Consider the following 26999-nt stretch of genomic DNA (forward strand, 5'->3'; position numbering starts at 1 on the left):
CCATAAGTAAAAATTAACGGAGTATTATACTCAAATTCACTGTTGATGCGCAATTAAGCTCTGCTAAACAAAAGTAGAATTAATTTTGGCATTGGTGCTGACTTAAGCAAAAATATGAATGGTTGGATTAACGATTGGATTTATTTGAGTATTAACAGTAGAGCTTATGTTGGTGAATATAATTTATGGTGGCTGGCGTTAATACTGAACTAGTGTCGAGACCTTGTGCTAACATTTCGCGTATTTCACTAGATGATATATCTGTTAACTTACTGTTGATGCAAAATATTTTTCCATATTTCGTATGCGTCGGTGAGTTAAGGTAGTCGGGCGTAGCCTGTCTTAATAATAGCTGTTTGGTCATTTCTGAATGAGTATCCATACTCCAACCTGGACGTTGACACAAAGCTATATGACACAGAGCAAACAAGGATTGCCATTGATGCCAGAGTGGTAATTGAATAAATGAGTCCATTCCCATAATGAAAAAGAATTCATCATTTGGATACTGTTGTGCCAATAAAGTGAGTGTTGTAACGCTGTAAGACGGGGTATTGCGATTGATTTCAATATCGCACAGTTTAAATTGTGGGTATTGCTGGCAAACTAATTTCACCATTTCAAGCCGATGATGACTACTTACCACAGTGGTATTCTTATGAGGTGGAATGTGATTAGGCATTAACCAAACTTGGTCTAAATTAAGTTGTTGTTTTACATCTAATGCGGGATTGATATGGCCTAAATGGATCGGATCGAAAGTACCGCCTAAAATACCAATACGCATTTGCTGTCCTTATTTTGGTCGTTAGTCAGATAATTCAATATGGGCTAAACGGCTATGGGCTCGAGGATCAAACAAAATGCACAAATGGCTCATGCCAACCCAATCATCAATCCCTTTTTGTTTGAGATTTAATTCTAACGTAGAGGCAAACGCGAGCATATGTTCGATATGTTCTAAATCCAATCGTGTTATTGCCGCCTGATAGAGTGGTTTACGTTTATCCCAAATTCGATGTTGGCTCCATAATTTACTGAGTTGCTCACCATTGTGAACAGCCAGTTTTAGGCTGAGTAGTAAGTTAATCTCTTTGAATAATGCCCACATGACAATTGGCATTGCGGTGCCTTCGGCCTGTAATTGCGCTAGCATGTGTTGTGCTTGCTTTTGGTGATTACTTAAAATGGCATCACAGAGTTGAAAAACGCTGAACCGAGATTGGTCTTCGAAATATTCACTCAGTTGTTCAGTCGTAATATGTTGTTTAGGACTGAGTAATTGTAATAATTGCATCGCTTGTTCGGCTGCCAGTAAATTACCTTCAAATAACGTAAATAACATGGCTTTAGCATCATGATGAACCGTGAGCTCATAATGTGTTATTCGGCTGTTTAACCAGCGTTCAAACTGGCTGCCTTCTGGGGTGGTACAAGGTAAATATATGCCTTTGGCATCAAGAGATTTAAACCATTTGCTATTGGTTTGTTCTGCACTGACTTTTGGTCCTTGAACAATCAATAGCATATCTGGATTAGGATGTTGCAACAGAGTTTGAAATGCTGAGGCTCCTTCCATTGCTGGTTTAGCTTGTGGCAGGGTTAATTCAATAATGCGTCGACTGGAAAATAAGCTCATCGCTTGCCATTCTTGGATCAAATCGCCCCAATTAAATCCTGTTTCTTGATTTAATTGTACCCGTTCTTCAAACCCTTGTTTTTTAGCAGCATTGAGAATGAGCTGTTTGCTGTTTTCGATTAACCAAGGGTCATCGCCAAACAATAGAACACATTGAGGGAGCTGTTTAAGATGCTGTTTGAGCTGATCCGGATAAACCCGCATTACTCTGCCCCGATTGACGCCAGAGTTTGGATAATGTAATCGGCTGCTTGAATGCGCATTTCTTTAAGTAACAATTCCATTTCACGACTTTTTGCTAATGCGGTACGTGGATCGTCTTGATAGTCGCGGCGAATTTCAGTATCAAATTCTTGCGGTTCTTCTTCAGGTAATGTAACTGAATAATGCACTAAGTAGATAAGTTCATATTCTGCGACATTTCCAGTTGGATACAATGACAGCGTAGCGCGCTCAAGCGAGTCATTGATTAATCGTAAAGTTGGTGTTTTATCCGTGGCATCGACAAGGCTAATACGGTTGATGCGCAGTCTGTCACGCACTAGGCGAGTTAATTCGCTGTATTCATCGTTGCTGCTTAGATGTAACTCATTTAACTCAGCGGGAATGGAGTAACTACGTTGAAGTTTAAAGCCGCAACCAGCACTGGTGAGTATTACCAATGTCATTATTGCCAAGCAAATCTTTTTGGCTAGCATAGTGAGGGTAGGCATCCTTGTTGGTTCGCATCGATAAAAATAAATAACTTACCGAAGAGTTTGTCATCCGCGGTAAGTTATGTCATTGCTAAATGTTAAGGCTTAATGCGATATAAAGCTAACTTGTTTTATATCGCACTTAAGTTTGACTTAGTTGGCCACAATACTGAGGAGTTTACCGGGTACGTAAATTACTTTACGAATCGTTAACCCTTCAGTGTGTTTTTGTACATGTTCATCACTCATGCCTAATGCTTCCACATCTTCTTTTGATGCATCGGCAGCAACAGTGATTTTTGCACGTACTTTACCGTTAACTTGAACCACAATCAGTTTGCTGTCTTCAACTAAAGCAGATTCATCAACCTCTGGCCAACGACTGTCTTCGATATTGCCTTCGTTACCCAATTCATGCCATAACGTAAATGTCATGTGTGGAACAATAGGGTAAAGCAAACGTGTCACGGCAGACAAAGCTTCGTCAAGTAATGCACGGTCTTGAGCGGTTTCTTGTGGTGCTTTTAGCAAATGGTTCATGAGTTCCATTACTGAAGCAACTGCGGTGTTAAACATTTGACGTCGCGCAATATCATCACTGACTTTTGCGATTGTCTTATGTAATTCACGGCGTAAAGCTTTTTGATTGGCGTTTAGTTTGCTGATATCCAATGCTTCAGTTTTACCTGCAGCAACATGATCGCTAGCCAATTTCCAGAAGCGCTTAATGAAGCGATGTGCTCCTTCAACGCCAGACTCTTGCCATTCCAAGGTTAATTCTGGTGGCGAGGCAAACATCATGAATAAACGTACGGTGTCAGCACCGTATTTTTCAACCATGACTTGCGGGTCTATACCGTTATTTTTCGATTTAGACATCTTGCTCATGCCGGTATAAACCAGTTCATGACCTTGATTATCTTCTGCTTTAATCACACGACCTTTGTCGTCTTTTTCTACCACAGTCACTTCTAAAGGAGATACCCAAACACGGGCGCCTTTTTCGTTGGTGTAGTAGTAAGCGTCTGCTAATACCATGCCTTGAGTCAGCAATTGCTTTGCAGGCTCATCACTGTTGACCAAGCCAGCATCACGCAGCAACTTATGGAAGAAGCGGAAATACAACAAATGCATACAAGCATGTTCGATACCGCCAATGTACTGATCTACTGGTAACCAGTAGTTCGCTTTAGCTGGATCTAACATTTCGTCTGCATGAGGGCTACAGTAACGCGCATAGTACCAAGACGATTCCATAAAGGTATCAAAGGTATCTGTTTCGCGAGTTGCTGGCTGGCCATTGACTGTGGTTTCGGCCCAAGCCTTATCGGCTTTAATTGGGCTTTGGATACCGTCCATTACCACATCTTCTGGCAAAATAACTGGCAGCTGATCTTCTGGCGTAGGTACAACAGTACCATCAGCAAGGGTAACCATTGGAATTGGTGCGCCCCAATAACGCTGACGAGACACACCCCAGTCGCGTAAACGATAATTGACTTGGCGTTTGCCTTTACCTTCTGCGGTTAATCTAGCATCAATAGCTTCAAAAGCTGCTTGAAAATCTAAACCATCTAACTCTGGGAATGCTTCGCCCGAATTAAACACCACACCTTTTTCGGTGTAGGCTTCTTTGCTGACATCTACTTCGCTATCTAGCGGCTTAATGACAGCTTCAATGGCAAGGTTGTACTTAGTCGCAAATTCATAATCACGTTGGTCATGAGCTGGAACTGACATTACCGCGCCAGTGCCGTAATTCATCAATACAAAGTTAGCGACCCAAATAGGTACCAGTTTGCCCGAAATAGGATGAATAGCCTGTAAGCCAGTTGCGACGCCTTTTTTCTCCATAGAAGCCATGGCGGCTTCAGTGGTGTCAGCATTTTTACATTCTTCTAAAAATGCTGCTAATTCAGGATTGTTCAGCGCAGACTGTTCAGCTAATGGGTGACCAGCTGCAATAGCAACATAAGTAACACCCATTAAGGTATCCGGACGAGTGGTGTAGATATCAAACGAGGCATCACTGTCTGCAACAGTAAAGGTCATTTCAATGCCTTCACTGCGTCCAATCCAGTTACGTTGCATGGCTTTAACCTGTTCAGGCCAGCCATCTAACGTGTCGATGTCGTTAAGTAATTCTTCAGCGTAATCGGTGATTTTAATAAACCACTGAGGAATTTCTTTTTGAATAACTGGAGTATCACAGCGCCAGCAACAACCATCTTGTACTTGCTCGTTTGCGAGTACAGTTTCATCGTTTGGACACCAGTTTACAGATGAAGTTTTTTTGTACACTAAACCTTTGGCATACAACTGAGTAAAGAACCATTGTTCCCAACGGTAGTACTCAGGGGTGCAGGTAGCGATTTCACGACTCCAGTCATAACCAAATCCTAATAACTTAAGTTGGTTCTTCATGTAATCGATGTTTTCGTATGTCCAAGGTGCTGGAGACGTCTTGTTATTGATTGCCGCATTTTCTGCTGGCAGGCCAAATGAGTCCCAACCAATCGGTTGCAAAACATTTTTACCTTGCAAACGTTGATATCGTGCCACTACATCGCCTATTGTGTAGTTACGAACGTGGCCCATGTGGAGACGACCTGAAGGATACGGAAACATTGAAAGACAATAGAATTTCTCTTTGCTTTCATCTTCAGTGACTTCAAAGGTTTTATGTTCATGCCAGTGCTTTTGCACTAAGGCTTCAATTTCTGATGGATTATATTGTTCTTGCATCAATCTATTTCCGGCTATGCCGCCTATTGTTTGATCTAACGCTCAACAGCGAGATTTATAACTGCATAGAATAAACTAGAAGTGATGTATTAAAAAGGTGCGTATTAAGGAGTATTACCTATGAGTGGAAAAAGTTCAGCACTATTAGCCTTATATAAGTCACTATTCGAACAGGTTAAGGCCATGTTTGAAGAAGATAACTCATTAACTGCTAAGGATTTATTTAAAGCGGTGACTAAAGGGAAGGAGTTCATAAAACTTAAATCGCATGCCGATGATGAAGAGCTCGCATTAGTAGAAGAATTTTTAAAGCGTGACATTGAAGCCTACTTAAATGATGAACATGCCGATGATTTGAGTTATAGCCCTATGGTCATTGGGATTGAAAACACATTATGGCAGTGGTTGAGCGAGATAACGGATCGTAGCCAAGTGGAGTGGCACGAGATATTACAAGATTTCAAAAATAATGGCGTCTATAAATCGGGAGAAATTATTAACCAAGGTAAGTTGACGTGTAATAAATGTGGTCATCAAATGGAAATTAATTTTCCTGGAGTGATACCAAATTGTCCTAAGTGTGATTTTAATGAATTTACACGGGAGCCATTAACACCATAATTCATTAACATGTTACTTGGTAAATATATTTAGGGTAACAATCATATTTTCGGTAATAGCAGCTAACGCTTCTGTTACCGATTATTTTGTTATATGCCACTTTCTACAGGGGGGAGCGTTAATTTTACAGAAAAATTAGTAGAATTGATTTTTAAATACTCAGTTAAAATCCGCTAAAGTACTTTTCGATTAACAGCCACTCAACACTGTTTGATATTTGGGGGGGGTAGTAGCGTTTGCGGCTTGAGTGTATAAAAAATAGCAATTATCGTTAGCCACTTGGCCATTACCGTCTTTATCATAGCCAATGTACGTAAACGCAATCCCTTGATACTGAATGGTAAAAACATCATCAAGATTTATCCATTCTTCGATGTCAGTGTTATCTAAATAGCCCCATTTTAACCGCGTTTCATAGACACCATCATTGTCGAGATCAACATCGATTAAATCGTCTCGGTTAGTTACAGGCTGCACTTGAAAACTGGTCATTTGTGAACGGGCATACACTAGGTTATTGGCTGTTTTTACACTGGCCATCACGCCAGATAGCGTGCTTTCTCTTGCTTCAGTACTGAGGCCTATAAACTTAGGTGCAGCAACAACTGCTAGAATAGCTAAAATGATGATCACCACAACCAACTCAATTAACGTAAATCCTTGCGAAAGTGAATGCCTAGTAAGTAGAGTTGATTGCGTCATATTACAATTCCTTTAGCGACGAAAGTAGTTTCTAACGCCTAAAAGTGTGAGTAAACCACAGAGTATCAGTAAGGGGGATTGGCCAAATTTCCTAAACCAAGTTTGTCCTTGGTAAAGCGGAATATTGGTTACAAGCACTCCTGTTTCAAATTGAGGGATCGCATCAGTTATGCGCCCATGAGGGTCAACTACTGCTGTGATGCCGTTATTGGTTCCTCTGAGTAATGGTTTTCCCATTTCAATCGCACGCATTTGGGCTATTTCCATATGCTGCAATGGCCCATTTGAGGCACCAAACCAAGCGTCGTTAGAAACTGTGAGAAGTAAATCTGTTTCGTTTGTGACACTTGCCCTGACTTGTTCAGGAAAGGCTATCTCGTAACAAATAGCGGGGGCAATATGGTAACCCAAGGCAGTTAAATTAGGCTGTGTGTAGTCACCCTGTTGGAATGATGACATTGGCAAATTAAAAAATGGTGCAATAGGGCGAAGTAAATCGCCTAACGGGACAAACTCACCAATGGGCAATAAATGATGCTTTTTAAATTGATTACTGCCATCACCAACATAATCAGCACTCGTCTGGTGCTTCTGTTGGTAATTACCTAACACGATGAGTGAATTATAAAAATCATTTTGCTGGTGGCTAATAATACCGCTGATAATCGCCATATTGTTGATATTGGCAACTTGATTAGCATTCATTAGGAAGTCTTCAACCATGGCTTCCGGTGCTGGGATCGCGGCTTCAGGCCAAATAACAATATCGACGCTAGAGGCTTCATCGAATTGTTCGCGGGTTAGATCCATGTACTTGAGCATGGTTGGCCACAGTGCATCGGGTTCCCATTTCATGCTTTGGGCAATATTACCTTGTACTAATGCAACCTTGACCGATTTACCTGAGGCAGTAATTGGATTGAGTTGTGGTGCAATCCAAGCACTTAGTGTTAAGACGGGCAATATAATTAATACAGGTAATAGGCGTTTTTGGGTTAACAGCATTAATGAGCCTGCAACTAATGCCACCACGAAGCTCAAACCCAAGGCGCCAATAAAGCTGGCTAACTCACTAAGTGGGCCCAATGTTTGGCTATAGCCTGCCCAAATCCAAGGGAAACCAGTTAGCACCCAGCCTCGTAACCATTCGGTGAGTACCCATAATGCAGGGAATATCCCCAGATAGGTTAAGTAAGGATTTAAGGTGTGTTTAGATGTACGTGATAGTTTACTGACTAAATACCCACAAATAGCAGGGTAAATAGCCAGATAGAGTGCCAGCAGTGCCATTAGGCTTATTGATACCGCAATGGGCATACCACCAAAGGTGTCAATACTGACATGAACCCAACTAATGCCGATAGCAAAACAACCAAAGCCAAAACTGAACCAGTAATACAAATTTTGTTTGGCGGTTAATGCTTGGCTTTGCCATAAAGCAAAGCCCAATGCTAAAGGAAATATCGCCCAAATTTCATAAGGCGCAAATGATAATGCGGTACTGGCGCCAGCAATAAATGCTGTCACCAGACGAGCAATACTCAAAGGTGAGTATATAGATTGAGTTTTTAGCACGATTTAGTCGTCGAATTCTTCACTGGTATTAGGGTCGGGAAGTTTAACACGAAGTTGTACTAATCGGCGGTTATCTGCATTAATGACTTTGAACTCGATATTGTTAATGACAATAATTTCATTCCGTTCAGGTAGATGACCAAATGCATGCGACACCATGCCACCCACAGTATCGAATTCTTCATCACTAAAGTTGGTACCACAAGCTTCATTGAAATCGTCGATTTCAGTGAGTGCTTTCACCATAAATACAGTGTTACTGAGTTTTTTTATTTCAGTGTCTTCAACAGAATTATGGTCAAATTCATCTTCAATCTCACCGACAATTTCTTCGAGAATATCTTCGATGGTCACTAAGCCTGATACGCCGCCATATTCATCGACAACAATCGCCATATGATAACGTTGCGAGCGAAATTCTTTAAGTAGCACATCGACGCGTTTGCTTTCTGGTACAACAACAGCAGGTCGAATGACTTGGGCAAGCGTTAATGGTTCATCTGACTGTTTAAAACCGAATTTAATCAAATCTTTGGCCAGTAAAATGCCTTCAATATGATCTTTATCTTCATTAACAACAGGGAAGCGAGAGTGACCTGAATCCATGACGATTTCTAAAAATTCATCAACAGTCGAGTCTATTTGAATGGTAACAATTTGCGCTCTTGGGATCATGATGTCGCGCACTCGAAGGTCCGAAACCTCTAATACACCTTTAATCATTTCGCGAGTGTCTTCTGTAATGAGGTCGCGCATTTCTGCACCTGCGATTACGTCGACTAAATCTTCGCGATTTTGAGGTTCGCCCTGAAATAATTGGTTAATCTTATCGAACCAGCTCTTCTTGTGGGCGTTTGTACTCGGGGGGATATCGTCACTCATAATATTTACTTAAACAAGTATATCTATTTGATATAAATAGTTTATTTATGCTTCCTTATAGGGGTCGGTAAAGCCTAAGCCTTCAACAAGTTGGGTCTCTAATGACTCCATCTCATCGGCTTCTTGGTCGATAATATGGTCATAACCTAGCAAATGCAAGCAGCCGTGTATGACCATGTGCGCCCAATGCGCATTTAGGGGTTTATTTTGCTCAATGGCTTCTTGTTCGACAACCTCAACGCAAATAACTAAATCGCCCAATAATGGTAGTTCAACTTCTGGTGGCGCTTCAAACGGGAAAGACAATACATTGGTGGGTTTGTCTTTACCGCGATAAGTACTGTTAAGCTGCTGGCTTTCTGTAATATCAACAAGACGAATGGTTAACTCAACTTCAGGCATTGTCTGACCAATAGCAGTACGTACCCAAGTTTCAAATTCAGTTTTAGAAGGTAAGTTGAGCTTATCATCAACTGCAATTTGCAGGTCAAGATCTAGTTTTATCCCTCGTTGACTCATTAAACTAGGCCCTCTTTTTGTTGTTGACGTTTTTGCTCACGCTCTTGATATGCTTTTTCTTTGATGGCTTTTTCAATTTGCTCTTGTTGCTCAAACGCTTCATAAGCTTCAACAATTCTAGCCACAACAGGATGACGAACCACGTCTTGTGCAATAAAGAAATTAAAACTGATTTCTGGCACCTCACTCAATACTTCTATGGCGTGACGCAAACCAGACTTTTGGCTACGAGGTAAATCGATCTGGGTAATGTCACCCGTGATCACTGCTCGCGAATTAAAGCCAATACGGGTTAAAAACATTTTCATTTGTTCAACGGTGGTATTTTGGGCTTCATCTAAAATAATAAAAGCATCATTGAGTGTTCGACCGCGCATATAAGCGAGTGGGGCGACTTCAATTACACCGCGTTCAATCAGTTTTTCAACTTTCTCAAAACCCATCATTTCAAACAATGCATCATAGAGTGGGCGTAGGTAAGGGTCTACTTTTTGGCTTAAATCGCCGGGTAAGAACCCGAGTTTTTCACCCGCCTCAACTGCTGGACGAGTTAATAGAATACGACGTACTTCTTGACGTTCATAGGCATCAACCGCCGCCGCAACAGCAAGGTACGTTTTACCCGTACCAGCAGGGCCAATACCAAAGCTAATGTCATGACGAGTAATATTATGCATGTACACACTTTGATTGGGTGTACGAGGTTTAATGACGCCACGCTTGGTTTTTATATGAATGTCGCTGTCGTCATTATCTTGTTGCGCTTCAAGGTTAATCGCTTCTTGAATGGCTAAATGAACCATTTCGGGTTCTAAGTCTGGCGTACTGCCTTTTACGGTTTGAGTTTCAATGTATAACTGACGTAACAAGTTATTGGCATTGAGTGCGTTACGTGGCAAACCGACAATAGTGAAATGATTATTTTTATGGATAATCTCAACACCTAAGCGGCGTTCAAGTTGTTTGATGTTGTCATCAAATGGGCCACATAAGGAGGCGAGGCGACGAGTATCTGAAGGTTCTAGATACAAATTCATGGTGGTAACTTTAGTACTCAAATAAGGCTCCAGGTTTTGGTATTGGACAACAAAACAATAGCGATATAATGCTATTTCTTCATGATAACAGTTTACGAGTCTCCGGATAGAATTACCATGATATGACTAATTTTAAGCAAAATTAAAGGCGGACAAGCCGCCTTTAATTATTTTTAAACTACAAACATCAATTACGGCTTAAAGTGGGTTACACCTAAAGCATCATCTTGCTTGTGTTTAGCCATAATATCTGACGGATGTAAGCTGCGACGTAAATCCATTTCATCTTCACCTCGAACAAATTCACCGCGTAATGAGTTGGTATAAACATCAACAATTTTCACATCAACGAAACTGCCGATATGGGTGTGGGCAGCTTCAAAGTTAACCACACGACTGTTTTCAGTACGACCGCGAAGTTCCATTGGATTCTTTACCGAAGGACCTTCAACTAAAATGCGTTGAACAGTGCCCAACATTTGACGGCTATAACGCATTGCTTGTTGAGTAATACGTTCTTGTAAAATAGCTAAACGCTGTTTCTTTTCCTCATCGCTGACATTGTCAGGCAAGTCTGCCGCAGGTGTACCTGGGCGAGCGCTATAGATAAAACTAAAGCTGTGATCAAACGCGACATCTTCAATCAGTTTCATGGTATCAGCGAAATCTTCTTTAGATTCACCTGGAAAACCAATAATAAAGTCTGAGCTGATTTGAATATCAGGACGAGCTTTACGCAGACGACGAATAATCGACTTGTATTCAATCGCCATGTGACCGCGTTTCATTTGGGTTAAAATACGATCAGAACCCGATTGCACCGGTAAATGCAGGAAACTCACCAATTCAGGCGTGTCTTCGTACACATCGATAATGTCTTGAGTAAACTCAATTGGGTGGCTGGTAGTAAAGCGTAAACGATCGATACCGTCGATTGATGCAATTAAGCGTAGCAATTCTGCAAAGGTACAAATTTCATCGTCGTGCGTTGCGCCACGGTATGCGTTAACGTTTTGACCTAATAAATTCACTTCACGCACACCTTGAGCAGCCAATTGAGCTACTTCAAGAATGACGTCATCTAATGGACGGCTGACTTCTTCGCCGCGAGTGTAAGGCACTACGCAGAAAGAACAGTATTTACTGCAACCTTCCATAATAGACACAAATGCCGTTGGGCCATCAGCGCGAGGCTCAGGAAGGCGATCGAATTTTTCAATTTCTGGGAAGCTGATATCAATTACAGCTTTTTCGCCGCGTTGAATTTGTTCAATCATCTCAGGTAAGCGATGCAGTGTTTGTGGGCCAAAGATAATATCAACGCATTGAGCGCGATCTTTAATCGCTTTACCTTCTTGTGAGGCAACGCAGCCGCCGACACCAATAATTAAATTAGGATTTTTATCTTTTAAAGATTTCCAACGCCCTAGCTGATGGAAAACTTTCTCCTGTGCTTTTTCACGAATAGAGCAAGTATTAAGCAGCAGTACGTCTGCTTCGCTCGCATCTTCGGTCAAGGTATATCCTTGATAGTCGTCTAATAAATCAGCCATCTTTGATGAGTCATACTCATTCATTTGACAGCCCCAGGTCTTAATATGAAGTTTTTTACTCATCAGTGCTCGCCAGTAAATCCACAGTAAAAATAGCGCGACATTTTACCTGTTGTCGGACGCTCTGGCTAGCATTAGTGCACGTTTCGCTCATTTGAATATAAACTGGTGAGTACCCTTATAAACTGTAATGGCTTATTGTTTGAGTAAAATTAGTGTGATTGAGGGACTGAAAAAATGAATTTTACAGCCATATTATGATTCTGGCGCTGAACATTGATGGCTTAAGCCAACATTATTGGATTGCAACATTTCCGTGGCATGTTGTTATAGGGCATAATTAAATCCATTACGATATGTGGCTGTCATCATTTCAATAATACTAACGCTTGTCGCGTTGGTTATTCATTGCAATAATGTAGATAAAGACGTTATAGCACCATGGGGTTATACTGTTTTTAGGCAGGCTTTACCTCGTTTCATCGACGGTCATATTAAACATCACGTCATCTCACTATTATGGATGTAAACACCATGCAAGATGCTTCTCTTACTGCAACTCATTACTCCAATACCATTGATTATGATGTTGTCGTTGTCGGCGGCGGAATGGTTGGCGCTGCAGCAGCAATTGGGTTAGGCCAGTTAGGGCTAAGCGTTGCGGTGATCGAATCACGCCAACCACAATCTTATGAACCTGAGCAACCGCTAGATGTAAGGGTGTCGGCTATTAGTGTGGCATCTGAGCAGCTGTTAACTCGTTTAGGTGTGATGGATAGTTTGCTTGCGATGCGTCACGCACCTTATAACGGTTTAGAAACGTGGGAACTCGACGGTTGTGTCACTGCATTTAGTGCCGAGCAAGTCGGTCAGGCACACTTAGGCTATTTTTTTGAAAATCGGTTGATTCAATTGAATCTATGGCAGCAAATTGAACAAATGGACAATATCACCTTATTGTGTCCCCATCGTGTGGCCCAATTTGAACGTTTAGCAGACCGTCAGCAAGTGAGTATAAAGCTTGATAATGGCGATACACTGACGACTAAGTTGCTCATTGGTGCCGATGGTGCTAATTCGCAAGTGCGTCAATGGGCTGGGATTGGTGTGACAGGCTGGGATTATGCCCAATCGGCGATGTTAATTAATATCAATACTGAAACACCACAACAAACGGTCACTTGGCAGCAGTTTACGCCAGCCGGTCCCCGTAGTTTGTTACCTTTGCCTGGTCATCACGCTTCATTAGTATGGTATGACGATGCCAATCGTATTAAACAATTATCACAACTCAATAATCTTCAACTTGCTGAACAAATACGACTACATTTCCCGTCACGGTTAGATCCTCGTTTTACTGTAGAAAGTCGCGGGAGCTTCCCGTTAACGCGTCGACATGCACAAGGCTATTACCAAAATAATGTGGTGATCATTGGTGACGCAGCCCATACCATTAATCCATTAGCTGGGCAGGGGGTTAATATTGGTTTTAAAGATGTTGATTTGCTGGTGGCTCAAGTGGCTAATGCCCTTGGCTGCGGTGAAACATGGTGGCAAACGCCAGTATTAAAACGCTATCAACAATCACGTTACCTTGATAATCAATTAATGATGACCGCAATGGATGTATTTTATGCGGGCTTTAGTAATAATATTTTGCCATTAAAATTACTGCGAAATGGTGCGTTAAAACTCGCCAATATTGATTCTCCAATTAAGCGAAAAGTCTTGAAGTATGCACTTGGACTTAGTTAAACCTAATAAGCGGGTTAACTTGTGGTTTGTTGACAAGCCATTTGAGTGCTAAAATGCCGCGTTTTGCATCATGTGTATTTTGATGTACCCCATGAAAGGCGTTTAGCTGCACTTATTGCGAATAACTTACGCAGATAATAACTTGTGCTAATAAACTGACTAGGTCGTGATGAGTAACATTAAACTGATTGTCGGGTTGGCAAACCCAGGTGCTGAATACGCACAAACTCGCCATAATGCTGGTGCATGGTACGTGCAAGAATTAGCGCGTATTTGCAATGTTCAATTAACACCAGACAGCAAATATTTTGGGGTTACTGCTCGTGCTACTTTGCACGGAAGAGATGTGCGTTTGTTGATCCCAACAACGTACATGAACTTAAGCGGAAAGTCGGTTGCAGCGTTAGCCAACTTTTTCCGGATACTGCCCGAAGAAATCTTGGTCGCCCATGATGAGCTCGACATGGAGCCCGGTGTCGCCAAATTTAAATTAGGTGGCGGTCATGGTGGTCATAACGGTTTAAAAGACATTATTGCCTGTTTAGGTAATGACAAAAACTTTTATCGCTTGCGCATTGGTATTGGTCATCCTGGTGATAAAAATAAAGTCAGTGGCTATGTACTGGGTAGAGCACCAGCAGTAGAACAAGAACGAATAAGTGCTGCGATTGATGAAGCGGTTCGTTCCACCGAGATATTATTTAACCAAGACATGGCGAAAGCTATGCACAGATTACATTCGTTCAAAGCAGAATAAGCCATGCGAATTTTGTTTTAACACCCTTTTCGACATCATTATCCGATGGGATAATTCTACATATATAAAGGTAAGCATATGGGTTTTAAATGCGGCATTGTTGGTCTTCCAAACGTAGGTAAGTCAACGTTGTTTAATGCGTTAACACAAGCGGGTATTGAAGCGGCAAACTTTCCGTTTTGTACTATTGAGCCAAATACTGGGGTAGTACCTGTACCAGATGCACGCCTTGACGCGTTAGCGGAAATTGTAAAACCACAACGCATATTACCGACTACAATGGAGTTTGTGGACATTGCTGGTTTAGTGGCTGGCGCTTCTAAAGGTGAAGGTTTAGGTAATAAGTTTTTAGCTAACATTCGTGAAACCGATGCAATTGGTCACGTTGTACGTTGTTTTGAAGATCCGAATATTGTTCACGTGGCGAACAAAATCGATCCTGCTGGCGATATTGAAGTGATCAATACCGAATTAGCGCTAGCCGATTTAGATGCATGTGAGCGTGCTATTTTTCGTCAAGCCAAGCGTGCTAAAGGTGGTGACGGTGATGCGAAATTTGAAGTCGCTGTACTTGAAAAAATGCGTCCACTGTTAAATGAAGGCCAAATGTTACGTTCGTTGGAATTAACTAAAGAAGAGTTGGCAGCCGTTGCTTACCTTAATTTCTTAACGATTAAACCTACGATGTACATTGCTAACGTTGCTGACGATGGCTTTGAAAACAACCCTCATTTAGATGTTGTTCGTGCTATTGCAGCAACAGAAAATGCCATAGTTGTGCCTGTGTGTGCTGCTATTGAATCTGAATTAGCAGAAATGGAAGCCGATGACCGTGCAGAGTTTATGACCGATCTTGGTATAGAAGAATCAGGTTTAGATCGGGTTATTCGTGCCGGTTACGAACTATTGAATCTGCAAACTTACTTTACTGCGGGTGTAAAAGAAGTGCGTGCATGGACGGTTCCTGTCGGTGCATCTGCTCCGCAAGCTGCGGGTGTTATCCATACCGACTTCGAGCGTGGTTTTATTCGTGCACAGGTAATGGCGTATCAAGATTTTATTACCTACAAAGGTGAAGCTGGCGCCAAAGATGCTGGTAAATTACGTGTTGAAGGTAAAACTTATGTCGTTAAAGATGGCGATGTAATGCATTTCTTATTTAACGTATAAGTGCTATTTACGTTATTTAGAAATTAAAATGGGGCGTAAGGGGATTTTTCGTAAGTTAATGGTGTTTATTTTGTCGATTAGGCATTCAGTTTGGTGAAGTTATAGCCGAACAAGCCGAATTGATGAAAATAGCGAAAAAAACCAGTTGACCTCGATAACCTGAATAAGCATAATACGCCCCGTTCCTCGCAAGAGGGATAGCAAGAAATAGTGGCAATATAGCTCAGCTGGTTAGAGCACAGCACTCATAATGCTGGGGTCGCAGGTTCAAGTCCCGCTATTGCTACCATCTATTTCTTACCCATCTGCTCAAGATGTAAAACTAGAGTGTTGTGCGGGAGTGGTGGAATTGGTAGACACGCCAGATTTAGGTTCTGGTGCCGCAAGGTGTGAGAGTTCAAGTCTCTCCTTCCGTACCATTTATTCGAGATGTTTGCTTCGGCGAATGTTTCAAAAAGCTTTATTGGGATATCGCCAAGCGGTAAGGCACTGGGTTTTGATCTCAGCATTCCAAGGTTCGAATCCTTGTATCCCAGCCATTTTAAACGTTAGACAAGATTATTGGGATATCGCCAAGCGGTAAGGCACTGGGTTTTGATCTCAGCATTCCAAGGTTCGAATCCTTGTATCCCAGCCATCTTTGGCAATATAGCTCAGCTGGTTAGAGCACAGCACTCATAATGCTGGGGTCGCAGGTTCAAGTCCCGCTATTGCTACCATATTTATTAGGTAGAGTGAGAGTTGCTTACACTAGCTAATAAAGCCAAAGTTTACTCTGAAATAAAAAGAGTATACTGTAAGTTAAAATTTGATGCGGGAATGGTGGAATTGGTAGACACGCCAGATTTAGGTTCTGGTGCCGCGAGGTGTGAGAGTTCAAGTCTCTCTTTCCGTACCATCAAATTTTAACCATGTGAATGGTTTATCTGCTTTACAATAAATAGTTACAATTGGGGTATCGCCAAGCGGTAAGGCACTGGGTTTTGATCTCAGCATCCCCAGGTTCGAATCCTGGTACCCCAGCCATATTTAAAAAGCCCGTCTATTAAGACGGGCTTTTTGCTGTGTATTTTTTGAAGTCTTTTGCTATGAGGGTTAGTTCAAAACAAGAACAAACTTTACTGTTATCCCCATTATTGTTGTGCAAGCTGATTATCAATAGTATTTCTCTATTAACATGATTGATTCTATCCGTTATCTATTTTACTGGCTGTTGTTTAAACTTACCTTATTCAGTAAATATAGTGACAAAGGCTCACCATGAAAACTTCAGCATCGACATCACCAAGAAATCCTAATGAAGCATCTAGCCCTAAAATGGCGCTTATTGCAGAGGGTGGTGGTCAGCGGGGAATATTCACTGCTGGTGTGCTAGATGCGTGGTTAGAGAATAATTTTGATCCCTTTGATTTATTTATAGGCACGTCTGCTGGTTCTCAAAATTTGACTAGTTTTTTGTCTCGTCAAAAAGGCTATGCCAAACGGCTAATTCGCGGGCTGTCACGTCATAAGCGTTTTTACCAGTTAGGCCGAGGCTTAATCGGGGGGGATGTCGTCGATTTAGATTGGTATTTTGATAAAACGACTCAAGGTTATTTTACTTTAGACTTTACTACTGCCATGAAATCATTAGGTGAACGTGAGTTACTGATAACCGCAACTAACTCTCGCGATCGTCAAGGTTACTTTTTACGTCCAAATGGTGATAGTCATCAATGGAACGAATTACTCAAAGCATCAAGTGCATTACCTTTCTTATATAAACAAGGTGTTAAACTTACACCCTGGTTAACAACTGATGCTGCTAATCAAGCCCATGACAGTAACGATTCCCCTTTGGAAGATTTCTACCTAGACGGTGGTTTAGCCGCACCATTACCTGTGCGTGAAGCGTATCGTCGTGGCGCTAAAAAAATTGTGGTTATTCGCACTGTTAATGCGGACTTTCAGGCGCAATCAGCTTGGGTACATAAGTTAACATCATGGATTTGTGTGTCAGGATACTGCCCAAAAACTATCGATTACTTAGTCCAGCATGAACAAGCTTATGAGCAAGAGCTCGCTTTTTTGGCTAATCCTCCTGAAGATGTCGAAATCATTCAAATTTTTGCTGGTAACAATCTTGAAAGCAAACTATTAGGCAGTTCTGATGTGGATTTACGTCATGACTATCGTACGGGTATTGCTGCTGGAAATACTTTTTTGCAGACCCAGCAAGCATTTTATGCAACTGATACATTACATAAGATAGATAAGCAGCCATCATTTGCTGTTAGCCACGCATTGAGCGCTTAATAGAGTTTTATTGGTTTTAAGGGGCGATATGAGACTTGCTACGGATTAAAACTACTATCCTTAATATTTACATACCATTATCAATATCCCTAGAAGGTACCGCTTGAACTGTGCAATATGATTAGGTTGCTGATGGACTGGTAATGAGTTTGTCGTCAAAGCCACGCCATTGCTAAGTTTTGGCATAGCAAACAAAAAACGCACTCATATGAGTGCGCTTTGTTATTTCATTCACTGAATAATAATTAGTGACGGAACATCGCAGAGATTGACTCTTCGTTACTTACACGACGGATTGCTTCTGCTAATACTGCTGACATAGTCAGTTGGGTAACCTTAGTCACTTTCAGCATTTCAGCGCTCAAGGGTACTGTGTCAGTTACGATAACTTCATCAATGACAGAGTTAGCAATATTTTCAGCAGCATTACCTGAAAATACCGGGTGAGTAGCATAAGCAAACACGCGATTAGCGCCATGTTCTTTTAATGCTTCAGCTGCTTTACATAAGGTGCCACCAGTGTCGATCATGTCATCGACAATAATACAATCGCGGCCTTGAACATCACCGATGATATGCATCACCTGAGCAACGTTTGCCATTGGACGACGCTTATCGATAATAGCAAGATCGGTATCATCTAATAGCTTGGCTACTGCGCGAGCGCGAACTACACCGCCAATATCAGGAGACACAACAACAGGGTTATCTAATTTTCTGGCGAGCATGTCTTCAAGTAACACTGGGCTACCGAATACGTTATCAACAGGAACATCAAAGAAACCTTGAATTTGCTCAGCGTGTAGGTCACAAGTCAATACGCGGTCAACACCCACGCTAGACAAGAAATCTGCAACTACTTTCGCTGTAATAGGTACACGTGCACTACGTACACGGCGGTCTTGACGAGCATAACCAAAGTACGGAATAACGGCAGTAATACGACCCGCTGATGCACGGCGTAACGCGTCAACCATTACAATAAGCTCCATGAGATTATCGTTAGTTGGTGCGCAAGTAGATTGGATGATAAATACATCCGCACCACGTACATTCTCGTTTATTTGAACACTGATTTCACCGTCGCTGAAACGGCCTACAACTGCATCGCCAAGTTTGCAAAATAAACGGTCGGCAATCTTAGCGGCTAGATTTGGGGTAGCGTTACCAGCAAAGAGCTTGATGTCGGGCACTTTATGAACCTCAGGTGTTTGCTTTACGATTAAAGGCTAGATCAATTTTATGTGTTGTCACTCAAAACTGACCCAGAAGAAATTATGTTGTTAGAGTTGCTCAAGTCGTATTTGTAATGGCGACTTGTTCATCCCTTTTGCGACAAAACCTTGCATATCAGCTGGTAGTTCGGCTAAAGCATCAAGGGCTTGTTGCGAATGTGTAAATTCCCCGAACACGCATGCACCTGTTCCGGTCATTCTCGACGGCGCATATTCTACCAGCCAGCTTAAGGCATTGGCAACTTGAGGGTGCCTAGTTGTGACCAATTTCTGACAATCATTTGTCCACTGCTGTCCCATTAAGCTGACAATTTCAAGTTTTGGGGTGTCGCGAGGTAAGCTTGGATCTTGAAATATGTCTTGTGTTGACACATGCACATCTGGAACAACAACTAAGTACCATAGCTCGGCAGGTTCGACGCTAATCAATCGCTCGCCAACGCCTTCTGCAAAAGCTGAAAAACCATTAATAAAAACAGGGACATCAGCACCAAGAACAAGGCCTATTTCGGCTAGTTTTTGTGGCGAAACGTTAGTTTTCCATAGTGCATTTAGTGCCACTAATGTGGTTGCTGCATCAGACGAACCACCACCTAAACCGCCACCCATAGGCAATAATTTGTCTAACCAAATATGCGCACCACCATTATATTGGGTGTGTTTTTTGAGTGACTTTGCGGCTTTAAGAATTAAGTTATCGCTGTCAGCAACAGAATCTGAAATGGTAGAGTGGAGAATGAGCTCTGGCGAGTCGGTGATTTGAAAATCAAGGTAATCACAATGATCAATAAATTGAAATAGTGTTTGTAATTCATGATAACCATCGGCGCGCTGACCCGTAACATGTAAAAATAAATTCAGTTTTGCTGGCGCAGGCCAATGTTTGGATATATCTGAGTTAGCTGAGTTATAGAAGTTATGTGAGTTAGTTGAGGTCATGTTCGTTTAACTACCTTATTGATTCGCCAGCACTTAATATTTTACGCTATTTTGTTTTGGCTGCGACGGCTGTCCATTGATTAGTTTGAATTTTTATTTGCACATCTTCGCGTTCAATTTTCAATAATTTAGGCACAATAGCACCGTTTTGTTGTTGCCAACTGAGAAAGCTGACCAACCAATTTGCTTCGGGGTCATGGCTAATTAATTGTTTAATGGTGCCGTCAGGATTATAGCTGATGATGTTATCATTACTGCCGACTTGGCCCGTGATCCATAATGGCAGGCTTTCTAAGGGGATTGACCATCCACTGATGCCTGTCAGTAAATCCTGAGCGTTACTGTCTCGATATGTTTTGCCGTCAACATCAAGTGTTGCCATGCCTTGATCTGTCTTAAGAGTTAATACCGTTGTGCCTAATACGGTTGTTAAGCGTAAATCATTGGCCGCTGGTTGATGTAACCAATACAAATTAGTGCTGAATTTGTCCTGAGATGTCTTAACAGCAATTTTACCTTGAAGCTCCCATGCTTTAGCTTGATTCGCATTCGTGACATTGATAGGCGTAAAATCTTCAGATGGGGTTACACTACAACCTGCTAATAAAAGCGCCACGGAAATAAAGGTGATATAAAATAAAGATGTAGATAAGCGCAATGGATTTGCCTAGCAGTTGCTTAAGATGTTCTTATGATACTGGGGTTAAGGCGTTATGTAAAAATGCTTTTGCCAAAATTAATGCGACATTAATGTTATGGTTTATATAATACTTATCTGAACAATCCATAAATATTTAAACATTTATTCGGTTTTGTTAAGCCAATTGTGTTTTTCGTTGGTTCAATTCAGTAGAATAGCCTAATTAACGTCACCGAAAAGAACTTGATATTATCAAATGAGCCTAGTAATAATCGGGATAAACCATAAAACCGCCACGGTAGATTTGCGTGAAAAAGTCGCTTTCTCTCCAGACCGCATTCATGACGCCATGAAAAGCTTGGCTAGTCGCACCCGAACGGGTGAGGCCGTTATTGTGTCTACCTGTAACCGTACTGAGCTATATTGCAATAATGCCGAAAAAGAAGACATTATTGAATGGTTGCAGGATTATCATGACCTAGAACGCAGCGATTTAATGCCGTGTATTTATGCTTATGAAGAACAAGTTGCCGTCCAGCATTTAATGCGAGTCGCATCGGGTTTAGATTCACTGGTATTGGGTGAGCCGCAAATTTTAGGGCAAGTCAAACAAGCCTTTGTCAAAGCTAAAGAAGCGGGTACTATCGCATTAACGATTGATCGCTTATTTCAAAATACCTTCTCAGTGGCTAAAAAAGTCCGCACAGAAACTGAAATCGGTGCCGCCGCCGTTTCTGTCGCCTTTGCCGCTGTTAGTATGGCGAAACACATTTTCTCATCATTAAGTACAACTAAGGTGCTACTTATTGGTGCCGGAGAAACCATTGAGTTAGTCGCCAAGCATCTTAAAGACAATGGCGTTGCTTCTATGGTGGTGGCCAATCGCACTATCGAACGTGCTCAAGCCATGTGTGCAGAGTTTAATGCGACAGCGATAACCTTGGAGCAAATACCAGACTTTCTCGCTAAAGCCGATATCGTGATATCCTCTACCGCCAGCCCGTTACCTATTTTGGGTAAAGGTATGGTCGAAAAAGCGCTAAAACAGCGCCGTCATCAACCTATGTTATTGGTGGATATTGCCGTTCCTAGAGATATTGAAGCAGAAGTCGGTGAGTTAGACGACGCATTCCTTTATACTGTAGACGATCTGCATAGCATAATTGAACAGAACATGGCTTCACGTAAAGAAGCCGCCGAGCAAGCAGAAATAATTACTGAAGAGCAATCTCACCTATTTATGGAGTGGATTCGTTCTTTAGAGTCAGTCGACAGTATTCGCGAATATCGTAGCCAGAGCTTGGCGATTAAAGATGAATTAGTTGAGCGTGCCTTGAGCAAATTGTCTCATGGCAGTAATAGTGAGCAAGTGATACTTGAGTTAGCTAATAGGTTAACCAATCGTTTGATACACTCACCGACACAAGCGCTTACTTCAGCAAGCCGTCAAGGCGATTTGAATACGTTAGGCCAATTAAGATCTGCGCTTGGTTTAGATAAAAACTAAGGTTAGCGAGCTAAATGAAAGAATCCGTTATCCGCAAGCTTGAAGGCTTGCTCGAGCGAAATGAAGAAGTATTAGCATTACTGAGTGATGCGACCGTGATTGCGGATCAAGACCGTTTTCGTGGATTATCAAAAGAATATTCTCAACTTGAAGATGTTGTAAGTAGTTTTAAGGCGTTTCAACAAGCTCAAAAAGATTTTGATTACGCCAAAGAGATGCTTGAAGAAGAAGACGATGCTGAAATGCGCGAAATGGCGCAAGATGAGTATAAACAATCAAAGCAAGTATTAGAAAAACTTGAAGATGAATTACAAGTTTTACTCTTACCCACTGATCCTAATGATGACACCAACGCGTTTCTTGAAATTCGTGCCGGTGCTGGTGGTGATGAAGCGGCTATTTTTGCTGGCGATTTATACCGTATGTATTCACGTTACTGTGAAGCCAACCGCTGGCAAATGGAAGTCATGAACGTTAACGAAGGCGAGCATGGCGGCTTTAAAGAAATTATTGTTAAAGTCAGTGGTGACGGTGCCTACGGTAAGTTAAAGTTTGAGTCTGGCGGACATCGCGTACAACGCGTGCCCGAAACCGAATCTCAAGGCCGTGTGCATACTTCTGCTTGTACCGTAGTGGTATTGCATGAAGTACCTGAAGCTGAAGCGATTTCAATTAATGCTGCAGATTTAAAAGTGGATACTTTCCGCGCGTCAGGTGCTGGTGGTCAGCATGTTAACAAAACCGATTCTGCTATTCGTATTACGCATATCCCATCGGGTATTATTGTTGAGTGCCAAGATCAACGTTCACAGCATAAAAATCGTGCCCAAGCTATGAGTGTATTGGCTGCGCGTATTCAAGCTGTTGAAGATGAAAAAAGACGTAGTGCTGAAGAAACAACGCGTCGTAGCTTAGTGGCCAGTGGTGATCGTTCAGAACGCATTAGAACGTATAATTACCCACAAGGGCGAGTAAGTGATCATCGCATTAACTTAACGCTTTATCGCTTGAATGAAGTCATGGAAGGCGACTTAGATGCCTTACTTGATCCTATCATGCAAGAACATCAAGCAGATATGCTTGCAGCGTTAGCTGACGATTAAGGAGTGCTCTTGCCTCAATCTTCGTATTCAACAATTGCTGAAGCCCTTCAATGGGCTTATTCACAATTAGCGGCAACCTCTGACTCAGCACATATAGATGCAGAGGCATTGCTATTACATTGCCTGAATAAAAATCGCAGTTTTTTATATACTTGGCCTGAGCGACAACTTACTAGTGAGCAATTTAAGGCCTATAGCCAGATGATTGCTAAACGTCAGAATGGTACTCCGGTTGCACATATTTTGGGTGAACGCGAGTTTTGGTCATTACCTTTTATTGTTAATGAATCAACCCTTATTCCAAGACCTGATACCGAGATTTTAGTTGAGACGGCACTGAACTTATCTGTGCGTCACAATGCAAGAGTATTGGATTTAGGCACAGGAACTGGGGCCATTGCATTGGCTTTAGCATCGGAGCGACCTAAATGGCGTATCACTGCTATTGATAATGTTATTGGCGCTGTTGAACTCGCCAAAGCTAATCGTGAAAATTTACACTTAACCCAAGTTGAAATTATTCAGTCCGATTGGTTTTCAGCTGTTGAGCATCGCGACTTTGACTTAATTGTGTCTAATCCTCCTTACATTGATGAAGCCGATGAGCATCTTCACTTAGGCGATGTGCGCTTTGAACCGCAAAGTGCATTGACCGCAAGCAATGAAGGTTATGCTGATCTGTATTATATTGCCGAACAAGCGCGAGAGCGTTTACTTCCTGGTGGCTATTTACTGCTTGAACATGGTTACGAACAAGCCATAAAAGTACGTGAAAAACTCATTGAGCTCGGCTATCAAAATGTCGCTACGGTACGCGATTTTGGTAGTAACGATCGCTGTACCTTGGGTGAATGGATAAATGAATAATCCTGCAATCACCAGACACATTAACCCTTCTAAATAAATAGTAACTAATTAGCAATAATCACGATATTGGTATACGGCTGGTTGATAGAGTAAACTAGCCGCCTTTTATTTTACCTTTTTTAAATGAGACTTAATTAATGGAAACATTTTACAGTTTATATCCTGCGGTAAAACATACTCATATGACGTTAGTTTTATTGAGTGTGATATTTTTTATCACCCGTTTTGTTTTGCATTTGCGTCAGTCTCCGGTTATGGAAAAAAAGTTTCTTAAAGTGGCGCCGCATGTTGTGGATACTTTTTTATTACTGTCAGGATTTACCCTTTGTTTTATGATCCAGCAGTTTCCTTTTGTGGACCCATGGTTGACCGAAAAAATCATCTGTGTGGTGGCATATATTGCTTTAGGCATTATGGCGCTTAAATCTAACCGTAATAAATTATTTAAGTTTTTTGCTTTTATCGGCGCAATTGGTTGGGTAGTGTTAGCGGCCAAACTGGCTTATTTTAAACAAGTCGTATTGATGGGTTAATTGGTTTTAATGGCAAAATATCTTCTTAATGATGCAGTTTCTATTCCAGAAACTGCATTCGAACTCACTGAACACCTAGGCTTTTCAGTATCCAAACCTGCTATGTGGGCGTGGTATGAAATGGCCGGTTCAGTATTGAGTCACTACGTAGTTGACCAGCAAGCAAGGCTTGAGGGTCTGTTTAACTGGTTTTATAAAGATTTAGGCTTTTGTGCTCGAGATGACTATTTTAGTGTTGAGGCGGCAGATCTAAGCTATTGCGTGTTAAAGCGTCAAGGTAATAGCACCACCTTATCAATATTATTGATTCTACTGGCAAAGCAACTCGATTTATCGCTTGAGGCGGTTTTATTACCCGGCAACACGGTTCTTAAAAGCCAAATAAGTGATGTGGTTAAATACCATGATCCATTAACTGGTCAAGAGCTTAACCGCCATCAACTGCATGCATTAGTACGCGGTGAGTTGGGTAACGCTGCAAAATTAAAACCCAGCCATCTTAAAACGGCTACGCTAAAGCGTTTAATTAGTCGCATGATACATGAGCTAAAAGCAGGTTGTATTGTCAGTCATAAATTTGAACAAGCAATGGAATGCTGTAATTTATTATTACAATGGCATCCTGACGACGTGCATCTTAATCGTGAACGGGCATTTATTGCTCAACAATTAGGTTGTATTAAGGTGGCCATGTCTGATTTGCAACACTTCATCGATTTGAGTCCGCATGATCCGGTGATTGAGCTGGTTAAGATTCAATTAAAGGAACTCAGTCAACATACGCAGGTTTATCATTAATCTTTTGATGAGTCAGTGGCTTAGGCTGCTTTGATAATTCAAAGCAGCTTTATTCGCAAATAGGGCATTAGTCAGCTCATTTTGACAGCATTTAACTGCAGCACTATGCGAATTGAGCAATACTTGATTTTCGCATTAACAATAATAACTAAAAATATAATGTAACTGTAAGGGAGAACACTGCATGACAACATCAGCAATGGTGACCAATGATGCTACCGCACTGGGTATACTCGCCGTTATTCTAGGTTTCGTTTTTTACACTAATTCATCGGCTCATCCTTTTTGGCAAAAATTCTATAAATATATTCCAGCATTATTACTCTGTTATTTTCTACCTTCATTATTAAATACCTTTGGCATAGTTGATGGTAATACATCCAAATTGTATTTTGTCGCATCGCGTTATTTACTGCCAGCGTGTTTAGTTTTACTGATCCTTAGTGTTGATTTAAAAGCGATCCTTGCCTTAGGCCCTAAGGCCGTCATTATGTTTTTAACGGGTACCTTAGGGATTGTCATTGGTGGACCGATTGCATTATTGGCCGTGTCGATAATTGATCCATCACTACTAGGCGGTAATGGTCCCGATGCTGTTTGGCGCGGAATGACAACCTTAGCAGGTAGTTGGATTGGTGGTGGTGCCAACCAAGCCGCAATGAAAGAGATTTATTCTGTCGGCGGCGAAATATTCTCGGTGATGGTGACTGTTGACGTTATCGTGGCCAATATCTGGATGGCGGTACTGCTATTTATGGCCTCGAAAGCCAAAGAGATTGATGCGAGAACTGGCGCTGACACGACCGCGATTGAAGCGTTAAAAAAGAAAGTGGAAAAATATCACGCTGAAAATTCACGTATTCCTTCACTTCGCGACATCATGATGATTGTGGCCATTGGTTTTGGGGTGACAGGTTTTGCGCATTTTGCCGCAGATTTCTTGGGCCCTTTCTTTGAAGCTAATTATCCATGGACTGAAGATTACAGTTTAACCTCAAAGTTCTTTTGGTTAGTGGTGATTGTTACTACCGTTGGTTTAGGCCTATCGTTTAGCCCTGTTCGCCATTTAGAAGCGGCAGGCGCTTCTAAAGTTGCTTCAGCATTTTTATATATTTTAGTCGCGACCATTGGCTTACATATGGACGTGTCTAAAATAATGGATACACCCATTTATTTCCTAATAGGCATTGTGTGGATGTTAATTCACGCAGGATTAATGCTATTGGTTGCTAAACTCATTAAAGCGCCATTGTTTTATATGGCAGTTGGCAGTCAGGCAAACGTTGGCGGAGCCGCATCGGCCCCTGTTGTGGCCGCAGCATTCCACCCCGCATTAGCACCTGTCGGGGTGTTATTAGCAGTATTCGGTTATGCATTAGGTACTTACATGGCTTGGCTATGTGGTCAGTTATTACAAGTTGTCGCAGCGTAA

24 protein-coding genes and 7 tRNA genes are annotated in these 26999 nt (G+C 41.7%); 18 read left to right on the forward strand and 13 right to left on the reverse strand.

What is annotated here, in order from left to right:
• Positions 1-151: 151 nt before the first annotated feature.
• From nadD to leuS, 4 genes are all read right to left on the reverse strand, one after another.
• A complete protein-coding gene (gene nadD, locus ABIS04_RS03765) occupies positions 152-787 on the reverse strand; it encodes a nicotinate-nucleotide adenylyltransferase (protein WP_140233422.1) in 636 nt (211 codons plus the stop codon).
• Positions 788-808: 21 nt separating this feature from the next.
• On the reverse strand, positions 809-1843 hold the full coding sequence (holA, locus tag ABIS04_RS03770) for a DNA polymerase III subunit delta (RefSeq protein WP_350432670.1): 1035 nt from the start codon (positions 1841-1843) through the stop codon (positions 809-811).
• Positions 1843-2337 carry an LPS assembly lipoprotein LptE gene (gene lptE, locus ABIS04_RS03775; protein WP_140233424.1) on the reverse strand — a complete coding sequence of 165 codons (495 nt, stop codon included), beginning with the start codon at positions 2335-2337 and terminating at the stop codon, positions 1843-1845. Before lptE ends, holA begins: the two co-directional genes overlap by 1 nt.
• A 150-nt stretch (positions 2338-2487) precedes the next feature.
• A complete protein-coding gene (gene leuS, locus ABIS04_RS03780; protein ID WP_350432671.1) occupies positions 2488-5079 on the reverse strand; it encodes a leucine--tRNA ligase in 2592 nt (863 codons plus the stop codon).
• Positions 5080-5199: 120 nt separating this feature from the next.
• On the opposite strand from leuS, the gene ABIS04_RS03785 reads away from it, so the two are divergent.
• Complete coding sequence (locus ABIS04_RS03785) at positions 5200-5700, forward strand: zinc ribbon-containing protein (protein WP_350432672.1); 501 nt, start codon at positions 5200-5202, stop codon at positions 5698-5700.
• Positions 5701-5889: 189 nt separating this feature from the next.
• Here ABIS04_RS03785 and ABIS04_RS03790 read toward each other — a convergent pair whose 3' ends face one another.
• From ABIS04_RS03790 to miaB, 6 genes are all read right to left on the reverse strand, one after another.
• A complete protein-coding gene (locus ABIS04_RS03790; RefSeq protein ID WP_140233426.1) occupies positions 5890-6402 on the reverse strand; it encodes a type II secretion system protein in 513 nt (170 codons plus the stop codon).
• A gap of 12 nt (positions 6403-6414) precedes the next feature.
• The gene (gene lnt, locus ABIS04_RS03795; protein WP_350432673.1) at positions 6415-7977 is read right to left on the reverse strand and encodes an apolipoprotein N-acyltransferase; all 1563 of its coding nucleotides are present in this window, start codon (positions 7975-7977) and stop codon (positions 6415-6417) included.
• 3 nt (positions 7978-7980) lie between these two features.
• Positions 7981-8859: a CNNM family magnesium/cobalt transport protein CorC gene (gene corC / locus ABIS04_RS03800; RefSeq protein WP_137222693.1), complete on the reverse strand. Its 879-nt coding sequence runs from the start codon at positions 8857-8859 to the stop codon at positions 7981-7983.
• A gap of 45 nt (positions 8860-8904) precedes the next feature.
• Positions 8905-9378, reverse strand: coding sequence for an rRNA maturation RNase YbeY (gene ybeY, locus ABIS04_RS03805; protein ID WP_350432674.1), 474 nt, complete (start codon positions 9376-9378; stop codon positions 8905-8907).
• The gene (locus tag ABIS04_RS03810) at positions 9378-10436 is read right to left on the reverse strand and encodes a PhoH family protein (RefSeq protein ID WP_140233429.1); all 1059 of its coding nucleotides are present in this window, start codon (positions 10434-10436) and stop codon (positions 9378-9380) included. The genes ybeY and ABIS04_RS03810 overlap by 1 nt, the downstream gene beginning before the upstream one ends.
• Positions 10437-10606: 170 nt before the next feature.
• The gene (miaB, locus tag ABIS04_RS03815; RefSeq protein ID WP_137222687.1) at positions 10607-12031 is read right to left on the reverse strand and encodes a tRNA (N6-isopentenyl adenosine(37)-C2)-methylthiotransferase MiaB; all 1425 of its coding nucleotides are present in this window, start codon (positions 12029-12031) and stop codon (positions 10607-10609) included.
• 471 nt (positions 12032-12502) lie between these two features.
• On the opposite strand from miaB, the gene ABIS04_RS03820 reads away from it, so the two are divergent.
• The 11 genes from ABIS04_RS03820 (at position 12503) to ABIS04_RS03870 (ending at position 17945) form a co-directional block, all read left to right on the forward strand.
• Positions 12503-13723 carry an FAD-dependent monooxygenase gene (locus ABIS04_RS03820; protein ID WP_350432675.1) on the forward strand — a complete coding sequence of 407 codons (1221 nt, stop codon included), beginning with the start codon at positions 12503-12505 and terminating at the stop codon, positions 13721-13723.
• 169 nt (positions 13724-13892) lie between these two features.
• Positions 13893-14480 carry an aminoacyl-tRNA hydrolase gene (gene pth, locus ABIS04_RS03825; RefSeq protein WP_137222683.1) on the forward strand — a complete coding sequence of 196 codons (588 nt, stop codon included), beginning with the start codon at positions 13893-13895 and terminating at the stop codon, positions 14478-14480.
• A gap of 78 nt (positions 14481-14558) precedes the next feature.
• Positions 14559-15650, forward strand: coding sequence for a redox-regulated ATPase YchF (ychF, locus tag ABIS04_RS03830; protein ID WP_137222681.1), 1092 nt, complete (start codon positions 14559-14561; stop codon positions 15648-15650).
• Between the two features lie 212 nt (positions 15651-15862).
• Positions 15863-15939: transfer RNA gene (locus ABIS04_RS03835), tRNA-Met, on the forward strand.
• Positions 15940-15984: 45 nt separating this feature from the next.
• Positions 15985-16069, forward strand: a tRNA-Leu gene (locus ABIS04_RS03840).
• 45 nt (positions 16070-16114) lie between these two features.
• Positions 16115-16189 (forward strand) — tRNA-Gln (locus ABIS04_RS03845).
• A 23-nt stretch (positions 16190-16212) separates the two neighbouring features.
• Positions 16213-16287, forward strand: a tRNA-Gln gene (locus ABIS04_RS03850).
• A 5-nt stretch (positions 16288-16292) separates the two neighbouring features.
• Positions 16293-16369: transfer RNA gene (locus ABIS04_RS03855), tRNA-Met, on the forward strand.
• A gap of 94 nt (positions 16370-16463) precedes the next feature.
• A tRNA-Leu gene (locus ABIS04_RS03860) sits at positions 16464-16548 on the forward strand.
• Between the two features lie 53 nt (positions 16549-16601).
• Positions 16602-16676: transfer RNA gene (locus ABIS04_RS03865), tRNA-Gln, on the forward strand.
• Positions 16677-16910: 234 nt separating this feature from the next.
• Positions 16911-17945, forward strand: a complete 1035-nt coding sequence (locus ABIS04_RS03870; protein WP_350432676.1) for a patatin family protein — start codon at positions 16911-16913, stop codon at positions 17943-17945.
• 245 nt (positions 17946-18190) lie between these two features.
• Here the strand turns inward: ABIS04_RS03870 and ABIS04_RS03875 are convergent, their stop codons facing one another.
• From ABIS04_RS03875 to lolB, 3 genes are all read right to left on the reverse strand, one after another.
• Positions 18191-19138 (reverse strand): ribose-phosphate pyrophosphokinase, encoded by a 948-nt coding sequence (locus tag ABIS04_RS03875; RefSeq protein WP_137222677.1) that lies wholly within the window; start codon positions 19136-19138, stop codon positions 18191-18193.
• A 90-nt stretch (positions 19139-19228) separates the two neighbouring features.
• Positions 19229-20119: a 4-(cytidine 5'-diphospho)-2-C-methyl-D-erythritol kinase gene (gene ispE, locus ABIS04_RS03880; RefSeq protein ID WP_140233433.1), complete on the reverse strand. Its 891-nt coding sequence runs from the start codon at positions 20117-20119 to the stop codon at positions 19229-19231.
• Positions 20120-20165: 46 nt separating this feature from the next.
• Complete coding sequence (lolB, locus tag ABIS04_RS03885) at positions 20166-20777, reverse strand: lipoprotein insertase outer membrane protein LolB (protein ID WP_137222673.1); 612 nt, start codon at positions 20775-20777, stop codon at positions 20166-20168.
• Positions 20778-21015: 238 nt separating this feature from the next.
• Between lolB and hemA the strand changes: the two genes are divergently transcribed.
• The 6 genes from hemA (at position 21016) to ABIS04_RS03915 (ending at position 26999) form a co-directional block, all read left to right on the forward strand.
• A complete protein-coding gene (gene hemA, locus ABIS04_RS03890) occupies positions 21016-22266 on the forward strand; it encodes a glutamyl-tRNA reductase (RefSeq protein WP_137222671.1) in 1251 nt (416 codons plus the stop codon).
• 14 nt (positions 22267-22280) lie between these two features.
• The gene (gene prfA / locus ABIS04_RS03895) at positions 22281-23369 is read left to right on the forward strand and encodes a peptide chain release factor 1 (RefSeq protein WP_137222669.1); all 1089 of its coding nucleotides are present in this window, start codon (positions 22281-22283) and stop codon (positions 23367-23369) included.
• Positions 23370-23378: 9 nt separating this feature from the next.
• A complete protein-coding gene (gene prmC, locus ABIS04_RS03900) occupies positions 23379-24236 on the forward strand; it encodes a peptide chain release factor N(5)-glutamine methyltransferase (protein ID WP_137222667.1) in 858 nt (285 codons plus the stop codon).
• A gap of 137 nt (positions 24237-24373) precedes the next feature.
• Positions 24374-24769, forward strand: coding sequence for a SirB2 family protein (locus tag ABIS04_RS03905; protein ID WP_137222665.1), 396 nt, complete (start codon positions 24374-24376; stop codon positions 24767-24769).
• Between the two features lie 9 nt (positions 24770-24778).
• Positions 24779-25567, forward strand: coding sequence for a tetratricopeptide repeat protein (locus tag ABIS04_RS03910; protein ID WP_350432677.1), 789 nt, complete (start codon positions 24779-24781; stop codon positions 25565-25567).
• Positions 25568-25751: 184 nt separating this feature from the next.
• Complete coding sequence (locus tag ABIS04_RS03915) at positions 25752-26999, forward strand: DUF819 domain-containing protein (protein WP_137222662.1); 1248 nt, start codon at positions 25752-25754, stop codon at positions 26997-26999.

It is taken from the genome of Shewanella sp. H8, assembly GCF_040285065.1.
In the GTDB taxonomy this organism is placed as follows: domain Bacteria; phylum Pseudomonadota; class Gammaproteobacteria; order Enterobacterales; family Shewanellaceae; genus Shewanella; species Shewanella polaris.

Coding starts and splice junctions, on each gene's coding strand:
- nadD (WP_140233422.1), bottom strand. CDS start 787: ATGCGTATTGGTATTTTAGGCGGTACTTTCGATCCGATCCATTTAGGC.
- holA (WP_350432670.1), bottom strand. CDS start 1,843: ATGCGGGTTTATCCGGATCAGCTCAAACAGCATCTTAAACAGCTCCCT.
- lptE (WP_140233424.1), bottom strand. CDS start 2,337: ATGCTAGCCAAAAAGATTTGCTTGGCAATAATGACATTGGTAATACTC.
- leuS (WP_350432671.1), bottom strand. CDS start 5,079: ATGCAAGAACAATATAATCCATCAGAAATTGAAGCCTTAGTGCAAAAG.
- ABIS04_RS03785 (WP_350432672.1), top strand. CDS start 5,200: ATGAGTGGAAAAAGTTCAGCACTATTAGCCTTATATAAGTCACTATTC.
- ABIS04_RS03790 (WP_140233426.1), bottom strand. CDS start 6,402: ATGACGCAATCAACTCTACTTACTAGGCATTCACTTTCGCAAGGATTT.
- corC (WP_137222693.1), bottom strand. CDS start 8,859: ATGAGTGACGATATCCCCCCGAGTACAAACGCCCACAAGAAGAGCTGG.
- ybeY (WP_350432674.1), bottom strand. CDS start 9,378: ATGAGTCAACGAGGGATAAAACTAGATCTTGACCTGCAAATTGCAGTT.
- miaB (WP_137222687.1), bottom strand. CDS start 12,031: ATGAGTAAAAAACTTCATATTAAGACCTGGGGCTGTCAAATGAATGAG.
- ABIS04_RS03820 (WP_350432675.1), top strand. CDS start 12,503: ATGCAAGATGCTTCTCTTACTGCAACTCATTACTCCAATACCATTGAT.
- pth (WP_137222683.1), top strand. CDS start 13,893: ATGAGTAACATTAAACTGATTGTCGGGTTGGCAAACCCAGGTGCTGAA.
- ychF (WP_137222681.1), top strand. CDS start 14,559: ATGGGTTTTAAATGCGGCATTGTTGGTCTTCCAAACGTAGGTAAGTCA.
- ABIS04_RS03870 (WP_350432676.1), top strand. CDS start 16,911: ATGAAAACTTCAGCATCGACATCACCAAGAAATCCTAATGAAGCATCT.
- ispE (WP_140233433.1), bottom strand. CDS start 20,119: ATGACCTCAACTAACTCACATAACTTCTATAACTCAGCTAACTCAGAT.
- hemA (WP_137222671.1), top strand. CDS start 21,016: ATGAGCCTAGTAATAATCGGGATAAACCATAAAACCGCCACGGTAGAT.
- prfA (WP_137222669.1), top strand. CDS start 22,281: ATGAAAGAATCCGTTATCCGCAAGCTTGAAGGCTTGCTCGAGCGAAAT.
- ABIS04_RS03905 (WP_137222665.1), top strand. CDS start 24,374: ATGGAAACATTTTACAGTTTATATCCTGCGGTAAAACATACTCATATG.
- ABIS04_RS03910 (WP_350432677.1), top strand. CDS start 24,779: ATGGCAAAATATCTTCTTAATGATGCAGTTTCTATTCCAGAAACTGCA.
- ABIS04_RS03915 (WP_137222662.1), top strand. CDS start 25,752: ATGACAACATCAGCAATGGTGACCAATGATGCTACCGCACTGGGTATA.